Annotated in this window: 15 protein-coding genes; 5 read left to right on the forward strand and 10 right to left on the reverse strand. The window is 70.9% G+C overall.

What is annotated here, in order from left to right:
* Window positions 1–429 precede the first annotated feature (429 nt).
* The 6 genes from A6035_RS14530 to A6035_RS14555 form a co-directional block, all read right to left on the reverse strand.
* Window positions 430–2544 (reverse strand): hypothetical protein, encoded by a 2115-nt coding sequence (locus A6035_RS14530; protein ID WP_108848505.1) that lies wholly within the window; start codon window positions 2542–2544, stop codon window positions 430–432.
* Between the two features lie 122 nt (window positions 2545–2666).
* The gene (locus A6035_RS14535) at window positions 2667–3545 is read right to left on the reverse strand and encodes a sulfurtransferase (protein ID WP_235026665.1); all 879 of its coding nucleotides are present in this window, start codon (window positions 3543–3545) and stop codon (window positions 2667–2669) included.
* 356 nt (window positions 3546–3901) lie between these two features.
* Window positions 3902–4201: a hypothetical protein gene (locus A6035_RS14540; RefSeq protein ID WP_108848507.1), complete on the reverse strand. Its 300-nt coding sequence runs from the start codon at window positions 4199–4201 to the stop codon at window positions 3902–3904.
* Window positions 4202–4430: 229 nt separating this feature from the next.
* Window positions 4431–5297, reverse strand: a complete 867-nt coding sequence (locus tag A6035_RS14545) for a hypothetical protein (RefSeq protein ID WP_162534011.1) — start codon at window positions 5295–5297, stop codon at window positions 4431–4433.
* A gap of 39 nt (window positions 5298–5336) precedes the next feature.
* The gene (locus A6035_RS14550; RefSeq protein WP_108848509.1) at window positions 5337–6113 is read right to left on the reverse strand and encodes a hypothetical protein; all 777 of its coding nucleotides are present in this window, start codon (window positions 6111–6113) and stop codon (window positions 5337–5339) included.
* A 76-nt stretch (window positions 6114–6189) separates the two neighbouring features.
* Entirely contained in the window at window positions 6190–6888 is a 699-nt protein-coding gene (locus A6035_RS14555) for a hypothetical protein (RefSeq protein WP_108848510.1), read from the reverse strand.
* 266 nt (window positions 6889–7154) lie between these two features.
* On the opposite strand from A6035_RS14555, the gene A6035_RS14560 reads away from it, so the two are divergent.
* A complete protein-coding gene (locus A6035_RS14560) occupies window positions 7155–8660 on the forward strand; it encodes a hypothetical protein (protein ID WP_159149486.1) in 1506 nt (501 codons plus the stop codon).
* A gap of 109 nt (window positions 8661–8769) precedes the next feature.
* Here A6035_RS14560 and A6035_RS14565 read toward each other — a convergent pair whose 3' ends face one another.
* Window positions 8770–9000 carry a hypothetical protein gene (locus A6035_RS14565; RefSeq protein ID WP_108848512.1) on the reverse strand — a complete coding sequence of 77 codons (231 nt, stop codon included), beginning with the start codon at window positions 8998–9000 and terminating at the stop codon, window positions 8770–8772.
* Window positions 9001–9053: 53 nt separating this feature from the next.
* Between A6035_RS14565 and A6035_RS14570 the strand changes: the two genes are divergently transcribed.
* Together A6035_RS14570 and A6035_RS14575 are read left to right on the forward strand one after the other, a co-directional pair.
* Window positions 9054–9284, forward strand: a complete 231-nt coding sequence (locus A6035_RS14570; RefSeq protein WP_108848513.1) for a type II toxin-antitoxin system Phd/YefM family antitoxin — start codon at window positions 9054–9056, stop codon at window positions 9282–9284.
* Window positions 9281–9667, forward strand: a complete 387-nt coding sequence (locus A6035_RS14575; RefSeq protein WP_108848514.1) for a type II toxin-antitoxin system VapC family toxin — start codon at window positions 9281–9283, stop codon at window positions 9665–9667. Before A6035_RS14570 ends, A6035_RS14575 begins: the two co-directional genes overlap by 4 nt.
* A 108-nt stretch (window positions 9668–9775) precedes the next feature.
* Here the strand turns inward: A6035_RS14575 and clpB are convergent, their stop codons facing one another.
* A complete protein-coding gene (gene clpB / locus A6035_RS14580; RefSeq protein WP_108848515.1) occupies window positions 9776–12328 on the reverse strand; it encodes an ATP-dependent chaperone ClpB in 2553 nt (850 codons plus the stop codon).
* 288 nt (window positions 12329–12616) lie between these two features.
* Between clpB and A6035_RS14585 the strand changes: the two genes are divergently transcribed.
* Window positions 12617–13465, forward strand: coding sequence for a hypothetical protein (locus A6035_RS14585; protein ID WP_235026666.1), 849 nt, complete (start codon window positions 12617–12619; stop codon window positions 13463–13465).
* 58 nt (window positions 13466–13523) lie between these two features.
* Here A6035_RS14585 and A6035_RS14590 read toward each other — a convergent pair whose 3' ends face one another.
* On the reverse strand, window positions 13524–14144 hold the full coding sequence (locus A6035_RS14590) for a malonic semialdehyde reductase (protein ID WP_108848517.1): 621 nt from the start codon (window positions 14142–14144) through the stop codon (window positions 13524–13526).
* A gap of 176 nt (window positions 14145–14320) precedes the next feature.
* On the opposite strand from A6035_RS14590, the gene A6035_RS14595 reads away from it, so the two are divergent.
* Window positions 14321–15112 (forward strand): acetate and sugar kinases/Hsc70/actin family protein, encoded by a 792-nt coding sequence (locus tag A6035_RS14595; protein WP_108848518.1) that lies wholly within the window; start codon window positions 14321–14323, stop codon window positions 15110–15112.
* Between the two features lie 11 nt (window positions 15113–15123).
* Here the strand turns inward: A6035_RS14595 and A6035_RS14600 are convergent, their stop codons facing one another.
* Entirely contained in the window at window positions 15124–18501 is a 3378-nt protein-coding gene (locus tag A6035_RS14600; RefSeq protein ID WP_108848519.1) for a DEAD/DEAH box helicase, read from the reverse strand.
* Window positions 18502–18636: the final 135 nt, after the last annotated feature.

The following is an 18636-nucleotide window of genomic DNA, read 5'->3' on the forward strand; positions in this document are numbered from 1 at the left end:
TTGGAAACGAGAGTCGGCCGGCGGTCGCAGCTTGTCCGTGTGACCGAACTCAACCTGTCGCGGACTCGGGCCCCGCCGGTGTTGTTCGGCGAGTTCGCCGCCACGCTGGCGGAGATCGGCAACTCGCTGACCTGGCAGGGCGATAACGCTCGGACGGACCGCATCGCGACCCATCGCTACATCGTCGAACTTGAGACCGTTCGCGTCGACTACGACCAGTGGGCCGGCTCCGAGTCTGTCACGGCGACCGACAATTGGTCCACTGTCCAAGGCGCTTCCCGACCCGGGACCGGTGCGATCGACGCGGGATCTCGCACCGGCTCTCCGCAGAGAAATCCTTTCATCTCCGTGCGCTACCCACACGACCAAGAGGGCCCGTCCGCTCAGCGAGCGTGGAGGGAACCTTCGGCGTGGGCGCGAGCCCGTACCTCAGTCCCGGATATCAGGCGGCAACTGAAGGCGTGCGGTCTGCTCCGCATCCGGGTCCACACCGGGTCGCTCGCGGCCGGCGGATTGGGGATCGTCCGACTCGCGCACCGCCTCACCAGAGGAGACGCCGTCGACACCCTGCTCGCCATCAGCAGCCGGATCCCCGTCGGTATCCGCGCGGCGGTGGCGGTGTCGGCCGCCCGACGGGGCGGCACCCATCTTGGCCGCGAGCTCAGCTACCGAGAGTCGACCGGTGTCCTCGCCCGACGCCGCGTCGGCGAGGCCAGGACCGTGACGGCCCCCGGACGTCGGGGCCAAGTCCGAGCCGCCGTCTATCCGGGCGGCGTCGAAGCGCTTGACCTCGTCACGGATCTCGTCCTCGTCGTCCTCCGAGCCGAGCGGCTTGATGCCGGCACTGCCTGTGACCGCGCCCGCGGCCAGCGGCGGGACCGAGGCGTCCTCCGGGTAGGCCTGCCCGACGCCGCGGGTCGGACGCGACAAGGGAGGCCTCGGTGCCAGGTGATCGGCCGCGACGTCGCCGCGCGACGGGACCGGACCCGACGGCTCCAAGATCTGGGCGAAGGGATCGGGCTCCTCGACGACGGGTTCCGCGGCGACATCGGGACCGTCTGTGGCCTCGGGACCGTCGGCCTCGGGTCCGTCTGTGGCATCGGTGGCGGCGATGCCCGTGGCGGCCTCGGTGGTGTCCCCCCGGTCGGCCACGACCGGCGCGTCGGCCAGATCGAGCACGCTGGTGCGGTCGGGAACCAGGCGCAGGTGGCCGGCCCGCCGGGGTTCTGGGGACGCCGGGGCGTCCGTCTCGTCGGTGTCCGCGCCGGAGACCTCGCCGTGGCCCGGACCGACTGGCCCGGCGCCGCCCACGGCGGTGATCTCGGTGGCGACCTCGCCGAGCTGCGGTCCGCCGCTCCGATCGTCGACGACGGCGAAGTCCTCGGGATCCGGCAGCGCCGCCCTGTCCGGGGCGCCGTACATGCCAATACCGACTTCACCGTCCATCCCGACGGTGGGGTCGGCCTCGGGTCCTGCCGATGCGCCGGGCGCACCCGGATCGATCTCGACGGGCAGCGCGCGGGCCCGACCTGTTACCGGTGGCAACGCCGCCAAGGCGTCGGCTGCGCCGTGCAGTGCGACCACGACGTCATCCCAGGTCGAGGGGTCGTCGACGCCGTCGATCGTCGCGGCGACCCATTCGCCCTCGGCCCAGATGCGGCGGACCCCGGTGGGGACACAGCCGACGACCTCGACCAGTCGGTCGCGGTCGATGAGATCGAGCCGTCCGTAATCCGAGGTCCGGGCCTCCAACTCCCCGAGCTCGCCGGCGTCGTGGAACCCCGGCTCGGCGTCGACGTCCGGGCGGCTCAGGTCGAGGACCACGTCGGAGGCAGTGTCCCTACGGAGCGCGAGGACCGTGCGTCCGCCGGTGACCCCCATGATCGCCCGGCGCCCACGGAACGCCCCGTGGGACACCGTGCCCAGAGCGGGGAGCCCGCCCGCGAAGTCACCGTGAATGAACTCCGGCGCCGGCGTGGGAGTCGGCGCGAACTCCCGGTCCTCCAGCCAGCGCACGACCGGCGAATTTGCCAGCGGGTCGACGGCCGGCTCCTCGGCCGAATCGGGCGCCGAACGCCACTGGCGACGCGCGGGTAGCAGAGCCCGGACGCGGTCGAGCAGGCGTGGCGAGGACTCCACCGCAGGTTCCGTCGGATCGAGAGGCGCGGGCTCGAGGTCGCAGCGCTCCTCCGAGCCGAACCCGGCGTCCGGCGCCGGCACGTCGCCCAACTGCGGTCCGGAGCCGCCCCCGGCCACCTCGCCGGCGATGTCCGGCTCCTCGGACCGCTGGAACGGCGCGAGACGGGGCGCCCCCGTACGTTCCGCCGCCCCGGGATCCTGCTCGGCCCCGTCCGCCGGTACGTCGAGACGCGGTCCCTCGTCGTCGCCCGGGGGCTCCCCCACCGACGGCATGTCGGCGGCCGCCTCCCTCTGGGGACGGGTGCCGCCACCTGCGCCGCCGCCGCGCTGCCGGGCGTCCAGCCGCAGGAGGACGAGCGCCGCGACGAGCAGCACAAGAGCCACGAGGAACCAGATCCAGACCATGCCCTCAAGGGTAGTCAGCGGCGGCGGTCTGCCCGGCCAGGCGGCGCGGCGCGTGCGGGCGCTGCCTGCGAGGAAGAGGATCTCAGATCGTGCGGAGGGTGGCCGACCGTGGCGGGGCTTGCCTAACGGGGGTCCGCGCCGAGCGCGACGGGCCGCTTCCGGTCCGCCGACCACTGCGACCACGACCCCGGAAACAACCGACCCGTCTCCAGCCCGGCGACCGCCATCGCCGCCAGCGCGTGACAGGCGTGGATGCCCGAGCCGCAGTACACGACCGCGTTCGACCCGCTGGTCACGCCGGCGTCGGCGAACATCCGGCGGATCTGGTCGGCCGGAAGGAAGTGGCCGCGCTCGTCGAGGAAGTTCCCGGTGGGCATGTTGACCGCACCCGGGATGTGGCCCGCCCGCGAGTCCATCGGCTCGGTGCGGCCCTCGTAGCGCTCCGGGGTGCGGGCGTCGATGAGTACGCCCCGCTCGGGCCACGTCGCGGTGTCGTCGATGCCGACGGTGAGCATGTGGTCCAAGTCGAAGGCGAAGTCGCCACGCGAGACCGGGTTCCCGGGCCCCACGGCGAGGTCCTCACCCTCCGCGATCCACGCCTTGAGCCCGCCGTCGAGCAGGAACACATCCTCCTTGCCCGCCCAGCGCATGAGCCACCAGGCGCGGGCGGCGGAGGTGTTGCCGCAGTCGTCGTAGAGCACCACGCGGCTATCGTTGTCGATCCCGACCCGGCGCAACGCGTCCTCGAAGTCCCCGGGCGACGGCAGCGGGTGGCGTCCCTCGCGGACGTTACGCTGACCCGCGAGGTCGCCGGGCAGGTCCATGTACTGCGCGCCCGGGATGTGCCCTGACCAATAGTGCTCGCGTCCGCGGGTGTCGCCGAGCTGCCAACGCACGTCCAGAATGACGGGGGTCGGCAGGGAGGAAACGTCGTTGATCAGCTCGTGCGCGGTAACGAGCAGGGGGCGGACCTGGGTATCGGGTGCGGTGGCTCTGGTCACGGGTCCATGGTAATAGAGTTGACGACGAGTGGGCCTCACACCGGGCGCACCGGCCGTGTCGAGGGCGGCTAAGATCTCTTCAGACGGCATTCCACATCGGCGCTATAAGGAACACCTTACCCGGAAAGTATCTCAAGAAGCTCCATCGCTCTTCAGATGATGAGCCACAGCCCCTCCGAAGGCCATCTTCAGCGTCGAGCCCGGCAACTCCCGCACTGTGGTCTCCTTCCCGACACGCATGGTGGCGGTTAGAAGCTACAGTGCCAGCCAATCCCGCACGGTCGTCGGCCGCAGGTCGCGCACCTCATTCGGGTCAGCCTTCATGTCGAGGTCCTCATCATCGGCCGCGGCCCACGCTACGAACTCGGGGTGCATTGCAGCGAAGATCCCGACATCGAGCCAGCCACATCCTCAACCTCTTCGTCGTCCAGCTGACGAGCCAAGGGGACAGCCGCGGCTGTACCCGCCGCACGGCCCACGTGTTCTCGCGCCAGGGACAGCTCGACCAGGCGGCAGGTCGTGCCGATCTGGCCCACCTTCCGGTGGAGTCGCCGGGCAGCGGCGACGTCGCCCCCGTCCCCGTTCGCGCCGTACATCCGGCCGACGTGGCCGAGCGCGAGATGCAGTTCGTCAGCGCGCAAGGTCAATGCACGCATCGACGGCGACCCCGTCTAGGGCCAAGCCGATGGTCTTGACGCAGGCCTCCAAGCGATGTGCAGGCTGAGCTGGCCCCAGAACGGTTCGATGACTAGCGATGGCAGAGCAGGCACGAGTCCTCGGCGGCGGTAGGCGGCTCTGATACCTATCCAGCCAGAGAAACTCGTGCCTGCCCCGCGTCACCTACACGCACCTACGTGCCGGACCTCCGGGTTGACGGCATTGCTCCTAGCCTTCGTCGCCGCCGTTGTCGCCGCCGTTGTCCCCGCCGTTGTCGCCGCCGTTGTCCCCGCCGTTGTCGCCGCCGTTGTCGCCGCCGTTGCTACCCAGGCTGCCGAGCGGGCCGTTGCCGGATTCTGCGCCCAGGGAACCACCGGAGAGGCTGCCGGTGTTCTCCTCGACCTCGAAGTCCTCATAGCCGGCGAAGGCGTAGTGCTGGCTCTGGGCGTCGCCCGCGCGGCACACGAAGAGGGCGCCGAGCCCGACGTTGTCACGGGCGCCGTATCCCGCCCTTCCGAGGGTGGATGCCCAATCGTGGGTGTCGCCGTCATTCACGGTGAACACGGGGACCGCGCCGGTGAGGCCGCGCGACGTCGCGTAATTCTGCAGCTTCGAGATCTCTGCTGAGGCCGCGACCTCGGGGGCGAGGAACGCGGCGGCGCTGCCGGTCGGGATCAGCTGGAGAATCGGCCACAGGGGCCCGTACACCGCGATCCCGCCGACGACCGGCAGGCTCTCTTCGATGTCGATCGCCCCGGGATAGGTGGGCCGGAACCGGGAGTAGTAGTCCATCGACTGCTCGATCACGGCCGCGGTGCTCACCGTGCCGCCCCGCGCCAGCTCGGGGTTGGGGTGCGGGTTGGTGCACGTGAGGTTGAGGCCGGTGGTGTTGGCGAACGTGCCGCTCACCGCACCGGTCCCGCGGTCCACTGCATCGACGGTGACCTCGACGCCCGCGAGGTTGGTGAGGGTGGGATCGGGCGGCAGGGTATCGCCGGGGATGACGTTCTGCGCCGCTGCGCCAGCCGGTGCGGCCAGCGCCATACCGACGGCGGCGACCGCGGCAACGGCAGCGCGCCTGAGAGAAGTGCTCATGATGCTCCTTGGGAGTGGAAGTGAGGGTGGGGTCGAGGGTCAGGACTGCACAGAACCGCCGGATCCGCTTTCGGAGCTGCCGAGGGAACCCTCGGGGATCGCGGCGTACTCGCCGCCCTCGTAGCCGGCGAACACGTAGTGGAGCGTCGGGTCACCGACGGTGCTGCAGAAGAACATCGCGCCTGCCTGCCATTCACCGCGGTCACCATCCTGGGTGATCGGCCGCGCGAGGGCGGCGGTCCAGTTGCGGGACTGTCCTGGCTGGAGAGTGAAGGCGGCGTTGCCCGCGACGAGTGGATCGCCGGTGCGGCCGAGATCGCGGGCGAGCGCCTGCGCGTCGGCGATGCTCGGGTCTCCCATGAGCGAACCGAGCGGGCCCTCGCCGCCGGACGGCAGAATGCCGGTGACGCTGCCGATATCGAGTCCCGGCGCCAGAGAACCCAGATCGAGGCCTCCCACTCCTGCGCCACCTCCACCGATCGGCGAGAAGATGCTGTTGCCGTAGTGCGCCATCGAGCGGGCGACGATCTCGGCTTCGGTGACCTGGCCGGGGTACTCGGCGCCATCCTGACCGGGGGTCGCGCAGCGCATGGCCGTCGTCGTACTGGTGTTCCTGATGGTGCCGGTGACCTGCGTGGGCGACTCGCCCTTGTCATTGACGGCCACGGTGACGAGATCCGAGTCGACCCGGACGACGACGCCGCCGTTGCCCGCACCGGGCAACTGGGCCGCAGCTGTACCGCCGGTGAGCGTCGCGGCCGCGGCCAGGCCGACTGCTGCGGCGGCGCGCAGAGTGGTGGTGTGCGTGAACTTCATGAACTTCTCCTGGAGAGTGGGTAAGCCGGAAACGAGCGTGCGGGACGATCAGAGTGTGAGCGGTTGCTCATGCCTGTCAGCTTCCGAGAGAACCGGCGTTGAGGGAACCGCTGCTCGAGCCGCCCCCGATGTCCGGGCGGCCGTTCTCGTAGCCGGCGAAGATGTACCGCTGCCCGTCGACCACGCACGTGGCGATGGCGCCCGCGGAGAAGTCCTGACGCTCGCCCTGGCTGAGTACGCCGAGCTCGCCGGTGACGGTTCGGGCGGTATTGGCCGGAACCGTGAAGGAGTCGCCGAGGACGGCCACCTGTCCTGCGCGCCTGGCCTGCCCGTAGGCGGTTCCGATCTCGGCGGCGTTTCCGATCTCAGGCCAGAACAGCTCACCGAGACTGCCGGGGAGCAGTCCGGTGACGCTGCCCAGGTCGACGTCCATCTGATCGGGGAGGTCGGGGATCGGGAGGGAGATGCTGCCCGAAGACGGCAACTGGAGATCGATCTCGAGGTCCTGGAAGGGGGCATACGGGTACCGCGCCCAGTGGTCCACTCCGAGGGCGACGATCTCGTCGCGGGTGACCGTCGCCGCCGGGCCGCCGCCGATACCCGTGCAGGTGAGGGCGTTGGCCGTGTTGTTCTGAATTGTGATCGAGACGGCTCCGGTCTCGATATTCGGCTCGTTGACGGCGAGCTGGATGGACGTGTCGTCCACCGGGAAGACCTGGGCGGGGACGTTCTGCCCTGGGATCTGCGCCGACGCGACACCGGTGGTGGCGATCACGAAAGCAGATGTGAGCGTTGCGGCGGTCGCGCACCGCATCGACTTGGAAACTGAACGCATGTCTATGAGCTCCTCAGGGCGATTTGTAGGGGGACTGCAGGTCCACGCGGTCAGGGAGTACCGGCCGGACGTTGCACGTAGCCGTAACCTAACGATCGTGTCGCAAATCACAGAATAAATGCTAAGGTCCTGTTTAGCAATCATCCGATCGCTCGCCATCTCATCCGTGCTTGGCGTCTGACTCGCCCCTCGAAGGATCGAACCTCATGTCGGTGAAGAAACTCGGAACGGTGCTGGCTGGCGCGACGGTTGCCGTCGCCAGTTCGTTTGCCGTCGCCCCCGCTGCCTCCGCGCAATCCAACGCGATCTCCGAAACAGTAGCTATCCCGTTCACCTGTAACGGTAACGCCGGTCAGGTCGCCGGAGTGACCCCGTCGATGAACATCGACGTCTCGTACCCGGCAGAGGTCGCGCCGGGCGAGGTCTTCGACGTGACGGTGCGGCCGGGGCCGATGCGTACCTCGCAGGGGGACAACACGGGGCGGTTCACCTTCGACGTGGGCCTCCCACAGAACGCCGACGTACTCGAAGTCGGCGTCTCGGGTGCGACCGGCCTCAACGGCACCCCGTCGGCGGTTCGCCTCAACGCCGACAAGACCAGGAATGATGCGAACGGGCAGGTCGCCCGCATCTGGGGCGGCGCGTCAGCACGCTACGGCCCCAACTCGAGCACCAGCAACGCCGATAACGGCCTCTTCGCCGCGGGGAGCGGCACGGACTTCCGCCTGCCCGAGCTGTCGATGACCTTGCGCGCGCCGTTGACCCCGGGCGAGGAGGTCTCGGTCAACCTGCCGGGGTGGAACAACAGCAACAGCGGCACCAACGGTAACGCGGCGGGCACGGATTTCCAGTACGTACGTACGTCGTCCGGACTGTTCGGCAACACCAACCAACAGCGGCAGTGCTCGTCCGGTGCTGCAGCCGAGTCGCTGACCCTGACCTCGGTCGCCGACGTCGATCCGGTGGTGCTGGACAGCTCCACCGCGCTCTCGGCCGATAACAGCCGTGTCGGCCCGGGGCAGGACCCCGGCAACCTCGTCGCGCTGGTCAACCCCGAGTACCCGGTCAGCCTCGCGGGCCAGGACGTGACGTTCCGGCACACCGGTTCCGGCGAGGTCGTGGGAACCGCCCCGATCAACGCTTCGGGACGAGCCACTCTTCCGCTCGAGCCGTTCACCGCGCTCGCGCCCGGCGAGCCCGACGTGTTGCACACCTACGTGGCCGAGTACGGCGGCATCGACGGCGACATCCGCGCGAGTGAGTCGCAGGTCCTTACCATCACCAATACCGCGGAACCCACCGTCACCAACGAGACCACGTTCGTGATGACCGCCACGCTCGGTGACGAAACCGACGAGGGTGTCGAGGTCGACATCGTCGCCACCATCAACCGGGCTGCCGGCGTCCCGGCGGACGCCGAGGCGCAGCTCTTCCGCGGTGACACGCCGGTCGGGGAGCCGTTCGTTCTGCCCGAGGGCAACACGATCACCTTCGAGGACGTGGTGGCGCGTGAGCTCGCGACCCGCTCCCACGCGTATCGGATCGAGTTCGTCACCGACCATGTCGAGGGTTACGAGAGGTGGACCGGACGGACCCCGGCTCCGGTGTCCGTCATCGTGCGGGGCACCGACCCGAACGCCGACCCCAGCCCCATCGGCCCGGGTCTCCCGGCCGGTTCGCTCGGCTCCCTCGGCGGTCTCGGCGGATCGTAACTGACCACCACCGGTTCAGGGCCGTCTGACGGAGCTGACCGGAATGGTAGTCACGCGTAGAGGGCCTGCTCCCGACTCGGGGGCAGGCCCTCTACGCGCTTGCCCCGTCTCAGGCCGTGTCGGGCAGCCCAGCCGGACCACCGAACACCTCCCAGGGAGCCGGGTAGGCGCCGGAGATCAGGGCGGCCACCACGTGGCCCGTCTCCGCCTGCGCCGCCAGCGCCGACTCCCCCGCCTGGCCGGCGTTCTCCGGCCACGGCGTGTGATCGCGTTGCAGGAGCCGCCCCAGAGAGGCCCGCCCACGCCCGAAAGGCGGACCGAACGGCGGCCTCGCCGACACCGCCCGGCTTCGGAGAGTGAACTTAGTCCGACTTAGTCTGTAGTGTGGACCACATGGCAACCGTGAACATCCATGAGGCCAAAACCCACCTGTCCAAGTTATTGGAGCGGATCGAGGGCGGAGAGACCATCACGATTGCTCGTGCCGGCCGCCCGATCGCGGACCTCGTCCCCCACCGCAGAACGGACATCGTGTGGGGCGCGCTCAAAGGACAGATCGTCTACGACGACTCAGACCTGATGGGCCCGGACGACGACATCGTCGCCTTGTTCGACGGCGAGTGAACGCCGTGCTTCTGGACAGCCACGCGCTTGTCTGGCTCATGGACGACAACCCGCGTCTCGGACCGTCGACACGTGGGGCGATCACCGCCGCGCCCACTGTGTTGTATTCGGCAGCCAGCGTGTGGGAGCTCGCCATCAAGCAGATCAACGGGAAGTTGCAGTTGCCCCTGGATTTCGCCGGGGACGTGCTCGCGGCCGGACTGGAGGAGCTGACCGTGTCGTCGACCCACGTGGCCGCCATCGATCCCGCCGCTCTTCCTCACCGGGATCCGTTCGACCACATGCTGGTGGCGCAGGCCCGCGCGGAGGGCCTGCAACTCGTCACAGCCGATGCCGCGATCCTTAAGGCCGGCCTCCCTTTTGTCGTTGACGCACAAAAGTAGGCACCCCGGCTCCTCCGCCGCACCCGACGACACAGGTCCGGCCACCACCGGTGGTGGCCGGACCCGTCGGTCATGCGCAGGGGGCCGGCAGAGCGACCGCGCCGGGCGTCAGCCCAAGTGCAGCGACTCCCCGTCCTCAGCGAGTGAGACCGCGACCGTGTCGCCGTCGCGAACCTCTCCGCCGAGCAGCGCGCGGGCCAGTTTGTCGCCGATCGCCTGCTGGACCAGCCGGCGCAGCGGGCGCGCGCCGTAGGCCGGGTCGTAGCCCCTCCGGGCCAGCCAGCCCTTGGCCGCGTCGTCGACCCGCAGGTCGAGCCGGCGGCCACGGAGGCGTCGCGCGAGTTCGTCGATCTGGATGTCGACGATCGACTCCAGCTGCTCCTCGCTGAGCGCGTCGAAGACCACCACGTCGTCCAGGCGGTTGATGAACTCCGGCTTGAAGGCGCGCTTGACCGCGTCCATCATCTGCTCCCGCGTCCCGCCCGCGCCCAGGTTGGACGTGAGCACGAGGATGGTGTTGCGGAAGTCGACCGTGCGGCCCTGACCGTCCGTCAGGCGGCCGTCGTCGAGGACCTGCAGGAGGATGTCGAAGACGTCCGGGTGGGCCTTCTCCACCTCGTCGAGCAGGACGATCGTGTACGGCCTGCGCCGCACCGCCTCGGTGAGCTGACCGCCGGCCTCGTAGCCGACGTAGCCCGGAGGGGCACCGACGAGCCGCGCGACCGAGTGCTTCTCCGAGTACTCGCTCATGTCGATCCGGACCATGGCGCGTTCGTCGTCGAACAGGAACTGGGCCAGGGACTTGGCCAACTCCGTCTTACCGACGCCCGTCGGGCCGAGGAACAGGAACGAGCCGGTCGGCCGGTTGGGGTCGGCGACCCCGGCCCGGGCGCGGCGGACCGCATCGGACACGGCCCGCACGGCCTCGTGCTGGCCGACGACCCGGCGACCGAGCCCGTCCTCCATGCGCAGCAACTTCTCGGTCTCGCCCTCGAGCATCTTGCCCACGGGGATGCCCGTCCACGCGGAGACGACCTCGGCGACGTCCTCGGGGCCGACCTCCTCCTTGAGCATCGCCCCGGCCGCGGCCTCACTCTCCTCCGCCTGGGCGAGCTGCTTCTCCAGCTCCGGCAGCCGCCCGTACCGGATCTCGGCCACTCGCGCGTAGTCGCCGTCGCGCTCGGCCTTCTCGGACTCGGTGCGCAGGGCGTCGAGTTCCTCCTTGATCCGTTGCACGCCCTCGATGGCGGTCTTCTCGTTCTGCCACCGGGCCGTCAGCTCGGACAGCTTCTCCTTGGCGTCGGCGAGCTCGGCCTGCAGGGCGACCAGCCGGTCCTTGGACGCGGCGTCGGTCTCCTTCTGCAGCGCGACCTCCTCGATCTCGAGGCGGCGGACGATCCGCTCGGCGGCGTCGATCTCCTCGGGGCGCGAGTCGATCTCCATCTTGAGCCGGCTCGCGGCCTCGTCGACCAGGTCGATCGCCTTGTCGGGTAGGAACCGCTGCGTGATGTAGCGGTCCGAGAGCGTGGCCGCCGAGACCAGGGCGGAGTCGGTGATGCGCACGCCGTGGTGGACCTCGTAGCGCTCCTTGAGTCCGCGCAGGATGCCGACGGTGTCCTCGACGCTGGGCTCGCCCACGTACACCTGCTGGAAGCGACGCTCGAGGGCCGCGTCCTTCTCGATGTGCTTGCGGTACTCGTCGAGGGTCGTGGCGCCGACCAGCCGCAGCTCGCCGCGGGCGAGCATCGGCTTGATCATGTTGCCGGCGTCCATCGAGCCCTCGCCGGTCGCGCCCGCGCCGACGATGGTGTGGATCTCGTCGATGAAGGTGATGATCTGGCCCTCGGCCGCCGTGATCTCGTCGAGCACGGCCTTGAGACGCTCCTCGAACTCGCCGCGGTACTTGGCCCCGGCGACCATCGAGCCCAGGTCGAGCGAGAGCAGGGTCTTGCCCTTGAGGGACTCGGGGACGTCCCCGGCGACGATGCGGCGGGCCAGGCCCTCCACGATGGCGGTCTTGCCGACGCCGGGCTCACCGATGAGCACGGGGTTGTTCTTGGTGCGGCGCGACAGGACCTGGACGACGCGACGGATCTCCGAGTCGCGCCCGATGACCGGGTCGATCTTGCCCTCCCGCGCTCGGGCGGTGAGGTCCGTGGCGTACTTCTCGAGCGCCTGGTACTGGTCCTCAGGGTTCTCCGTGGTCACGCGGGTGTTACCGCGGACGGCGGTGAACGCCCGCTTGAGGGCGTCCTCGGTGGCGCCGAGCTCGTTTAGGAGCTTGGCGGCGTCCCCACCGGTGTGACCTGCGGCGATGCCGACCAGGACGTGCTCAGTGGAGACGTAGTCGTCGCCCATCTCCGCCGCGAGGGTCTGGGAGTAGTTGACGACGGCGAGGGCGTCGCGATTGAAGTTGGGGGCGGCCATCCCCGAGCCTGACGCCTTGGGGTATCCGCCGACGAGGGCCTTGGCCTGGGTCAGGGCGAGCTGCGGGTCGACCCCGCAGGCCTGGAGGAGGGGGGTGGCGATCCCGCCCTGCTGCTCGAGCAGGGCGACGAGCAGGTGCCCGGGTCGCACATCCGGGTTACCCGCCGCGGACGCGGATTGGACGGCGGCCGAGAGAGCCGCCTGAGTCTTGGTCGTGGGATTGAACTGGCTCATCGACCGGTCCTTTCTGGGCGTAGTGTTGAGCGTACTTGAATCAATACCGGCGCTGTTCACGGCCGGACACTCTCTACAACGGCTGTCAGATTGAGTCTATTCCGCTCAAGTTAAGAATCTCGTCACGCGGTGCCGCGAACCGATGTGAACGGACGTCCATAACTGAGTAGACTCCATTCGACACCAGCGGCCCTCCCTCGACCGCTCCACCTCGACCCCAGGCAGCCCCCGTGACCGATCTCCCCTCATCCGTCCCTGTCCTTCCACTCGCGGCGGGCCTGTAGCGCGGTGGACCACTACAGTCCGGTGGCCCGCGCCACCAGGTTCGTCATCTACGTCCTCGCGGTGGTGGTGCCGATCGCGATCGCGCTGGCCGTGGTCGGCACGACCCCCTCTCTGCTGGAGAAGGTCCCCGCCGAGCACCGGGACACGGTCGCGGCGATCGGCGAGGGCGCGGTCCGGATCTCCGGCGGCAACGGCGGGATCTTCCGCTCGCAGGAGGCCAACGCCGCGGACACCACGATCCCCGGCGCGCCGCGGCCGCTGCACGGGGAATGGTCGCCGCGCCGGCTCGAGGACTACCCGCCGCCGGCCGGGCTCGTCGCCGGCGTCGACTACAGCCTCGAGGTGAGCGAGGACGGCTACGTGGCCCACTGGCCGTGCGACCACGAGATCCCCGTGCGCTCCTTCGACGCACCACCGGGCTCCGAGGCCGACCTGGCGTGGGCGGTCGAGACCCTCGCCTTCGCCAGCGGGCTACCGCTGCGCTACCTCGGCCCGGGAACCGAGTCGGACAGGGAGGCCGAGGGCGCCCTCTCCGTGACCTACGGCGACCACCCGGAATTCCACGGGACGGACGTCGCGGGCGTCGGCGGGCCCACCGTCTGGCCCCGCGGCCTCATCATGCGGGGCTCGGTCACGCTGCGGCCCGACCAGATCGGCCCCGTTCCCGGCGACCCCTGGACACGGAGCCTGACGCTGCACGAACTCATGCACGCGGTGGGGATCACCCACGCGGTGCCGTACGGGCCCGAGGTCATGGCCGAGCGGCCCGCATACCCACCGCAGGTCCTGCTCGGCTACGGCGACCGGTTCGCGCTGCACGTCGTGGGCTGCCCGGGGCCGCCCACCGGATGACGCCGACGGGCCGGGCGCCGCAGCGCCCGGCCCGTCGGAGAGGTGGAGGGAAGGGTGGTCAGAGGGTCTCGACGACCTCGTCGTACCCGAGCCGCGGGAGCCGGTCGAACCAGGCGCCCTCCTCGGCGGGCTTGCCGATGTTGACGGCCACGAGCACGCGGTGGCGGCCGTCGGGGAAGAACTCGCGGGAGATCGCCTCGGCGTCGAAGCCGGTCATCGGGCCCGCCGCGAGGCCGGCGGCACGGATGCCGATGATCGCGTAACCGATCTGCAGCCCGGCGTTGAGTTCGGCCGTGCTCACGCGGGCCTCCTCGTCATCGGCGAAGAGGTCACGCGCACCGGGGAAGTGCGGGAACTGCGTGGGCAGCTCGTCGTGGAAGTCGATGTCGGCCGCGAGCAGCGCGACGGCCGGGGCCGCGGCCGTCTTGGCGCGATTACCCTCGGCGAGGAGCGGCAGCAGGCGGGCCTTGGCCTCCTCCGAGCGGATGACGATCGCGCGCAGGGGCTGGATGTTCATGGAGGTGGGAGCCCACTTCACCAGGTCGAAGATCGCGCGGATCTGCTCGTCGGTGACGGGCTCGTCGGTGAAGGCGTTGGCCGTGCGCGCCTCGCGGAACAGCAGGTCCTGCGCCTGCTCATCCAGGGCGAGCACGTTCTGGGTGTCGAAAGTAGTGGTCATGTCTACTATTAACGACGTGCGGCGACTTTCGATCCCCGGGCCGCACATGATCTTCGCCACACACCGGCCGGCGGCCGGGTGCGCTGGCCCGGCCCGCGGCCACCGGCAGCAAACCCTCCGCGCGCCCGCTACGAATAAGTGGAGAGAATGTAGGCACGAAAATGGGAGGTGCGGCGATGCGCAACGGCGTGGTCGTGGACATCGGCGGCAGCGGGACGCGGATCGGTGCCGTGGTGAACGGCAACGTCGTGGGCGTCCACGGTGCCGAGGTCGCGACCGCCCAGGATCTCGCCACCGCTGTCCTCGCCGTCGACCGCTCCCCCGCCGGCGTCGGCGTGTCGCTGAACGGCCACGTCGACGCGGACCGCGGACGGGTGGTCATGTCGCGCGCCGCCGCGTGGGCGGAGGGCGACCTGCGCACCGAACTGGTGTCGCTGATCGACGCGCCGGTCTCGGTCATCGGCGACGGCGACGCCCACGCCCTGGCGCTGACGCGGCTCCCGGACGTCGAGTTCGGCGGCATCGCCATCTCCCTCGGCTCGTCCCTGGCGTTCGGCGCGCTCAACCACCACGGCGCACTCATCCACCCGTGCGGCCACACCGGCTGGGACCTCGGGCACTGGCGGATCGTCGGCGACGGCACCAACACCGAGGCGTGGTGGGGGCTCGGCGGGCACGGCCTGTACGACCTCGAGCGCGAGCACGGCGACGGCGCCGCCGAGGTTTACGCCTACCGGCTCGGGTCGTTCCTCGTGGACGCCGTCCAGCTCTTCCGCCCCCGGACGGTCCTGCTCACCGGCGGCATCGTGGTGGGGCTGGGCGAGGCGCTGCACGGACCGGTCGCCGAGCAGCTGCAGTCCCTGCCGATCTCCGTGCCCATCCCGCGAGTGGTCTACTCGCCGTCGCGGGACACTGCGCTGTTCGGGGCGGCCGTCGCCGCGGGGCTGGCGCTGCCGGAGATGCGCTGAGTGAGGCGCGCCTACTCGAGCAGCCCGCGCAGGTCGTCGGCGGTGAGCGCGGCCGAGAAGTGCTCGCCACTGTCCAGCACGGAGGCGAACAGCTCGGCCTTGCGCTGCTGCAGTTCCACCACGCGTTCCTCGATGGTGTCGCGGGCGACCATCCGGTAGACCAGCACCGGCCGGGTCTGGCCGATGCGGTGTGCGCGGTCCACGGCCTGGGCCTCGGTCGCCGGGTTCCACCACGGGTCCAGCAGGAAGACGTAGTCGGCGCCGACCAGGTTGAGCCCCACGCCGCCGGCCTTGAGGCTCAGGCAGAACACCTGCGCGCCGCCCTCGGTGAACTCGCCGACGGCCCCGGCCCGGTCCGTCGTGCTGCCGTCGAGGTGGGCCACCGTGATCCCCTCGTCGCGCAGCCGCTCCACGACGGTGTCGAGGTAGGTGGTGAACTGGCTGAACACCAGCGCGCGGTGCCCCTCGGCCACCACCTCCCGCAGAGCGGCGATGAGCTCGTCGGTCTTCACCGACGCGACGCCGAGATGGTCCGGGTCGACGAGGGAGGCGTCCAGGCACAGCCGCCGGAGGACGGTGAGCCCGGCGAGGATGCTGATGCGGTTGGACTCGAAGTCGTCGAGCAGCGCCAGCAGTGAGGCCCGCTGCCGGGCCAGTTCCCGCTCGTAGATCCGGCGGTGCGTGGCCGACAGCTCGATCTCCATCACCGCGTCCGTGCGCGGGGGCAGGTCGGCGGCCACGAGCTCCTTGCGCCGCCGCAGCAGGAACGGACGCAGCCGCCTGCGTAGCCGCTCGAGAGTGGCCTGGTCCCCGTCCTTCTCGATGGGGGTGCGGAAGCGGGCGCGGAACTCCTTGGCGTCGGGCAGCACGCCCCGGCACGACAGCGCCGCGACCGCCCACAGCTCGGTGAGGTTGTTCTCCATCGGAGTGCCCGTCACGGCGAGCAGGAAGTCCGCCCGCAGCCCGGCCAGCGCGGCGAAGAGCTTCGAGCCCGGGTTCTTTGCCTGCTGGGCCTCGTCGAGGATCACGCCGGCCCACTCGATGCCCGCGTACGACTCGGCGTCCAGCCGCAGGACCGCGGCGGAGGTCACCACAATGTCGTGCGCGGCCGCGTCCTCGGCGACCGTCGTCGTGGACCGGGCCTCGGTCGCCGATCGCCGCGCCACCCGCAGCGAGCGGACGAACCGGCGTGCCTCGGCCTCCCAGTTGGGCACGACAGACGAGGGTGCCACGACGAGGAACGGCCCCGGCGGGTGGTCGCCGGCGGTCTCGTGCGCGTGGGCGATGAGCGCGAGCGACTGGATGGTCTTGCCCAGTCCCATGTCGTCGGCGAGGATCCCGCCGATCCGGTGCCGCCACAGCATGGCCAGCCAGTCCAGCCCCTGCTGCTGGTACGGCCGCAGGTCCGCCTCGAGCGCGGCGGGAGCCGGCACGGGCGCGGGGGTGTCGGCGGCCAGTTCGAGCAGCGCCCGGGCCCGCCCCGACGGCGGCTCGAGGTCGTCGGCCAGCTCGGCGAGGTCCGCGAGCACCCCGGCCTGACCGAGGCCGATCTTCACGCCCGTCCCGTCCGGGTCCCTGCCGACCCGCTCGGCGGAGGCCGCCATCGCTTCGTCGAGCAGCTCGCGCAGCTCGCCGAACCGCTCGAGGTCCACCGGGACGAGCAGGCCGTCCTCGGTGAGGAACTCATCCTGCCCGGTGACCACCGCCCGGAAGATGGCGGCGAACGGGACGGGGCGGCCCTCGACGGTGACGGTGACCGTCAGTCCCAGCCAGTCGATCCCCGAGCGGTCGTCCTCGGTGGCCACGTGGATGCGCGGTCCCTCGGTGGCCCGACGGATACTCGGCACCTCGTCGGCCAGCACCACTGTGACGCCGTCGAGCGAGCGGAGCTGTTCGAGCCCGTCGGTCAGCACCAGGCCGGCCTCTCGACCGGTCACCCGCAGGGTGCCCTCGCCGAGGATCCAGCCCCAGCCGGCGTCGGAGACGGCCGTGGTCAGCGCGACGAGCGCGGGATCCCCGGGCAGCGGGGTGCCGATCCCCATCTCGGCCACGCTGAGGGGCCGCCGGCGCATCACCTCGGTGTCGTCGGTCATGCGCATCACGTCGACGCGGTGCCACTGCAACATCAGCCCCAGCTCGTGCGTCGCACCACCCGGGCCCGCCCCGGCGGGCGGCCGGATCGTCAGCTCCAGCTCCACGCGGTCGAACCGGGGCAGCTCGAGCAGCCCGACGCGGTCGGTCACCGGGAACCTGTCGACGAGGTCGGGCAGGAAGTCCGCACAGAACTCGGGCACCGCCTCGTCCGGGACGGTCAGGGCGCGCCACTGCCGCAGCCGCCTGGCCACGCCGGGCCCCAGCCGCCCGACGGGGGACAGCTCCAGCACCCGGTCGCGGACCAGCGCGACCATGTCCCCGTGCTCCCCCACGAGGGCGCCGGGCAGGGGGCGGTCGCGACCCTCGCCGTCGTCGCCGTCATCCCCTGTGCCGTCGTCCCCCGCGCCGTAGCCGCCGGCGTCCCAGGCGCCGCCCGACCCCGGCTCCACCTCCGCCGCGGCGACCACCACCAGCGCCGACCCGTCCGGGCTCCACGCGGTGAGGCCGACGCGGCGCGGCGGCCCGGGCACGACCTCGCGCAGGCCGTCGCCGGGGACGATCTCCATCTCCGCCTCCGCGGCCGTGGAGACGAGCGGCCACAGGGCGGGGACCTCGGCGTCGCACAGGTCGAGCCACACGCGCGCCTGGCGGTGACTGCGGGCGAGCGCGTCGACCGCCCGCAGCCACGCGGCCTGGGCGAGCGACAGCCCGCCGTCCCAGCCGTAACGCAGCCGGTCCCACTCGACGCCCGCCGACTTCCAGCGCCCGCCGCTGCCGGGCACCACGATCCGCGCCTTGAGCCGGTTGCCGAGCCCCGGTTGCAGGCCGCCCGCGCCGCCGTCCGGGGCGAGCTCGTCGGGCACCACCGACAGCTGCATCCCGACGATCGGGGCCTCCTGATACGCCCGCCCCGCGTCGACCGTGCGCAGGGACTCCTCGGCCTGGCGCCGCCAGTCGGACACGCCGGCATCGCGGTCGGCGAGCGTCGCCGCGTACAGCATGACCGCGGCGGCGTGCTTGCAGTTCAGCGCGACGGGGCACGTGCACAGGCTGCGGCGCGGGCGCGAGTAGCCGTCCGCGTCGGGCGCCGTGAGGTGGACGGTCGTCGAGTACCAGGCGCGGCCGCCCCTGCCGCCGCTGCCCGCGACGTCCGCGTCGAGGCGGTGGGTGGCGGCGTCGTACCGCAGCTCCCGGATGTGCGTGGCGTCGGCGTAGCCCCGGGCGCGGCCGAGCGCCGCCGCGCCCACGAAGGAGGCGACGTCGGTCTCGGGAACCCTGGGGAGCGATGCCTGCACGCCGTCAGGCTAGAGGACGACGACGACGAGACGGCCGCTCGCCGGGCGGTACCCGCCCGTCCCTGTGGAGGCGGAGCGGGCTGTGGAATGCCGGCGCCGGGAGGGCCGGCCCGCCGCCGGGTATTGACCCCGAGC

It is taken from the genome of Dietzia lutea, from assembly GCF_003096075.1.
Taxonomy (GTDB): domain Bacteria; phylum Actinomycetota; class Actinomycetes; order Mycobacteriales; family Mycobacteriaceae; genus Dietzia; species Dietzia lutea.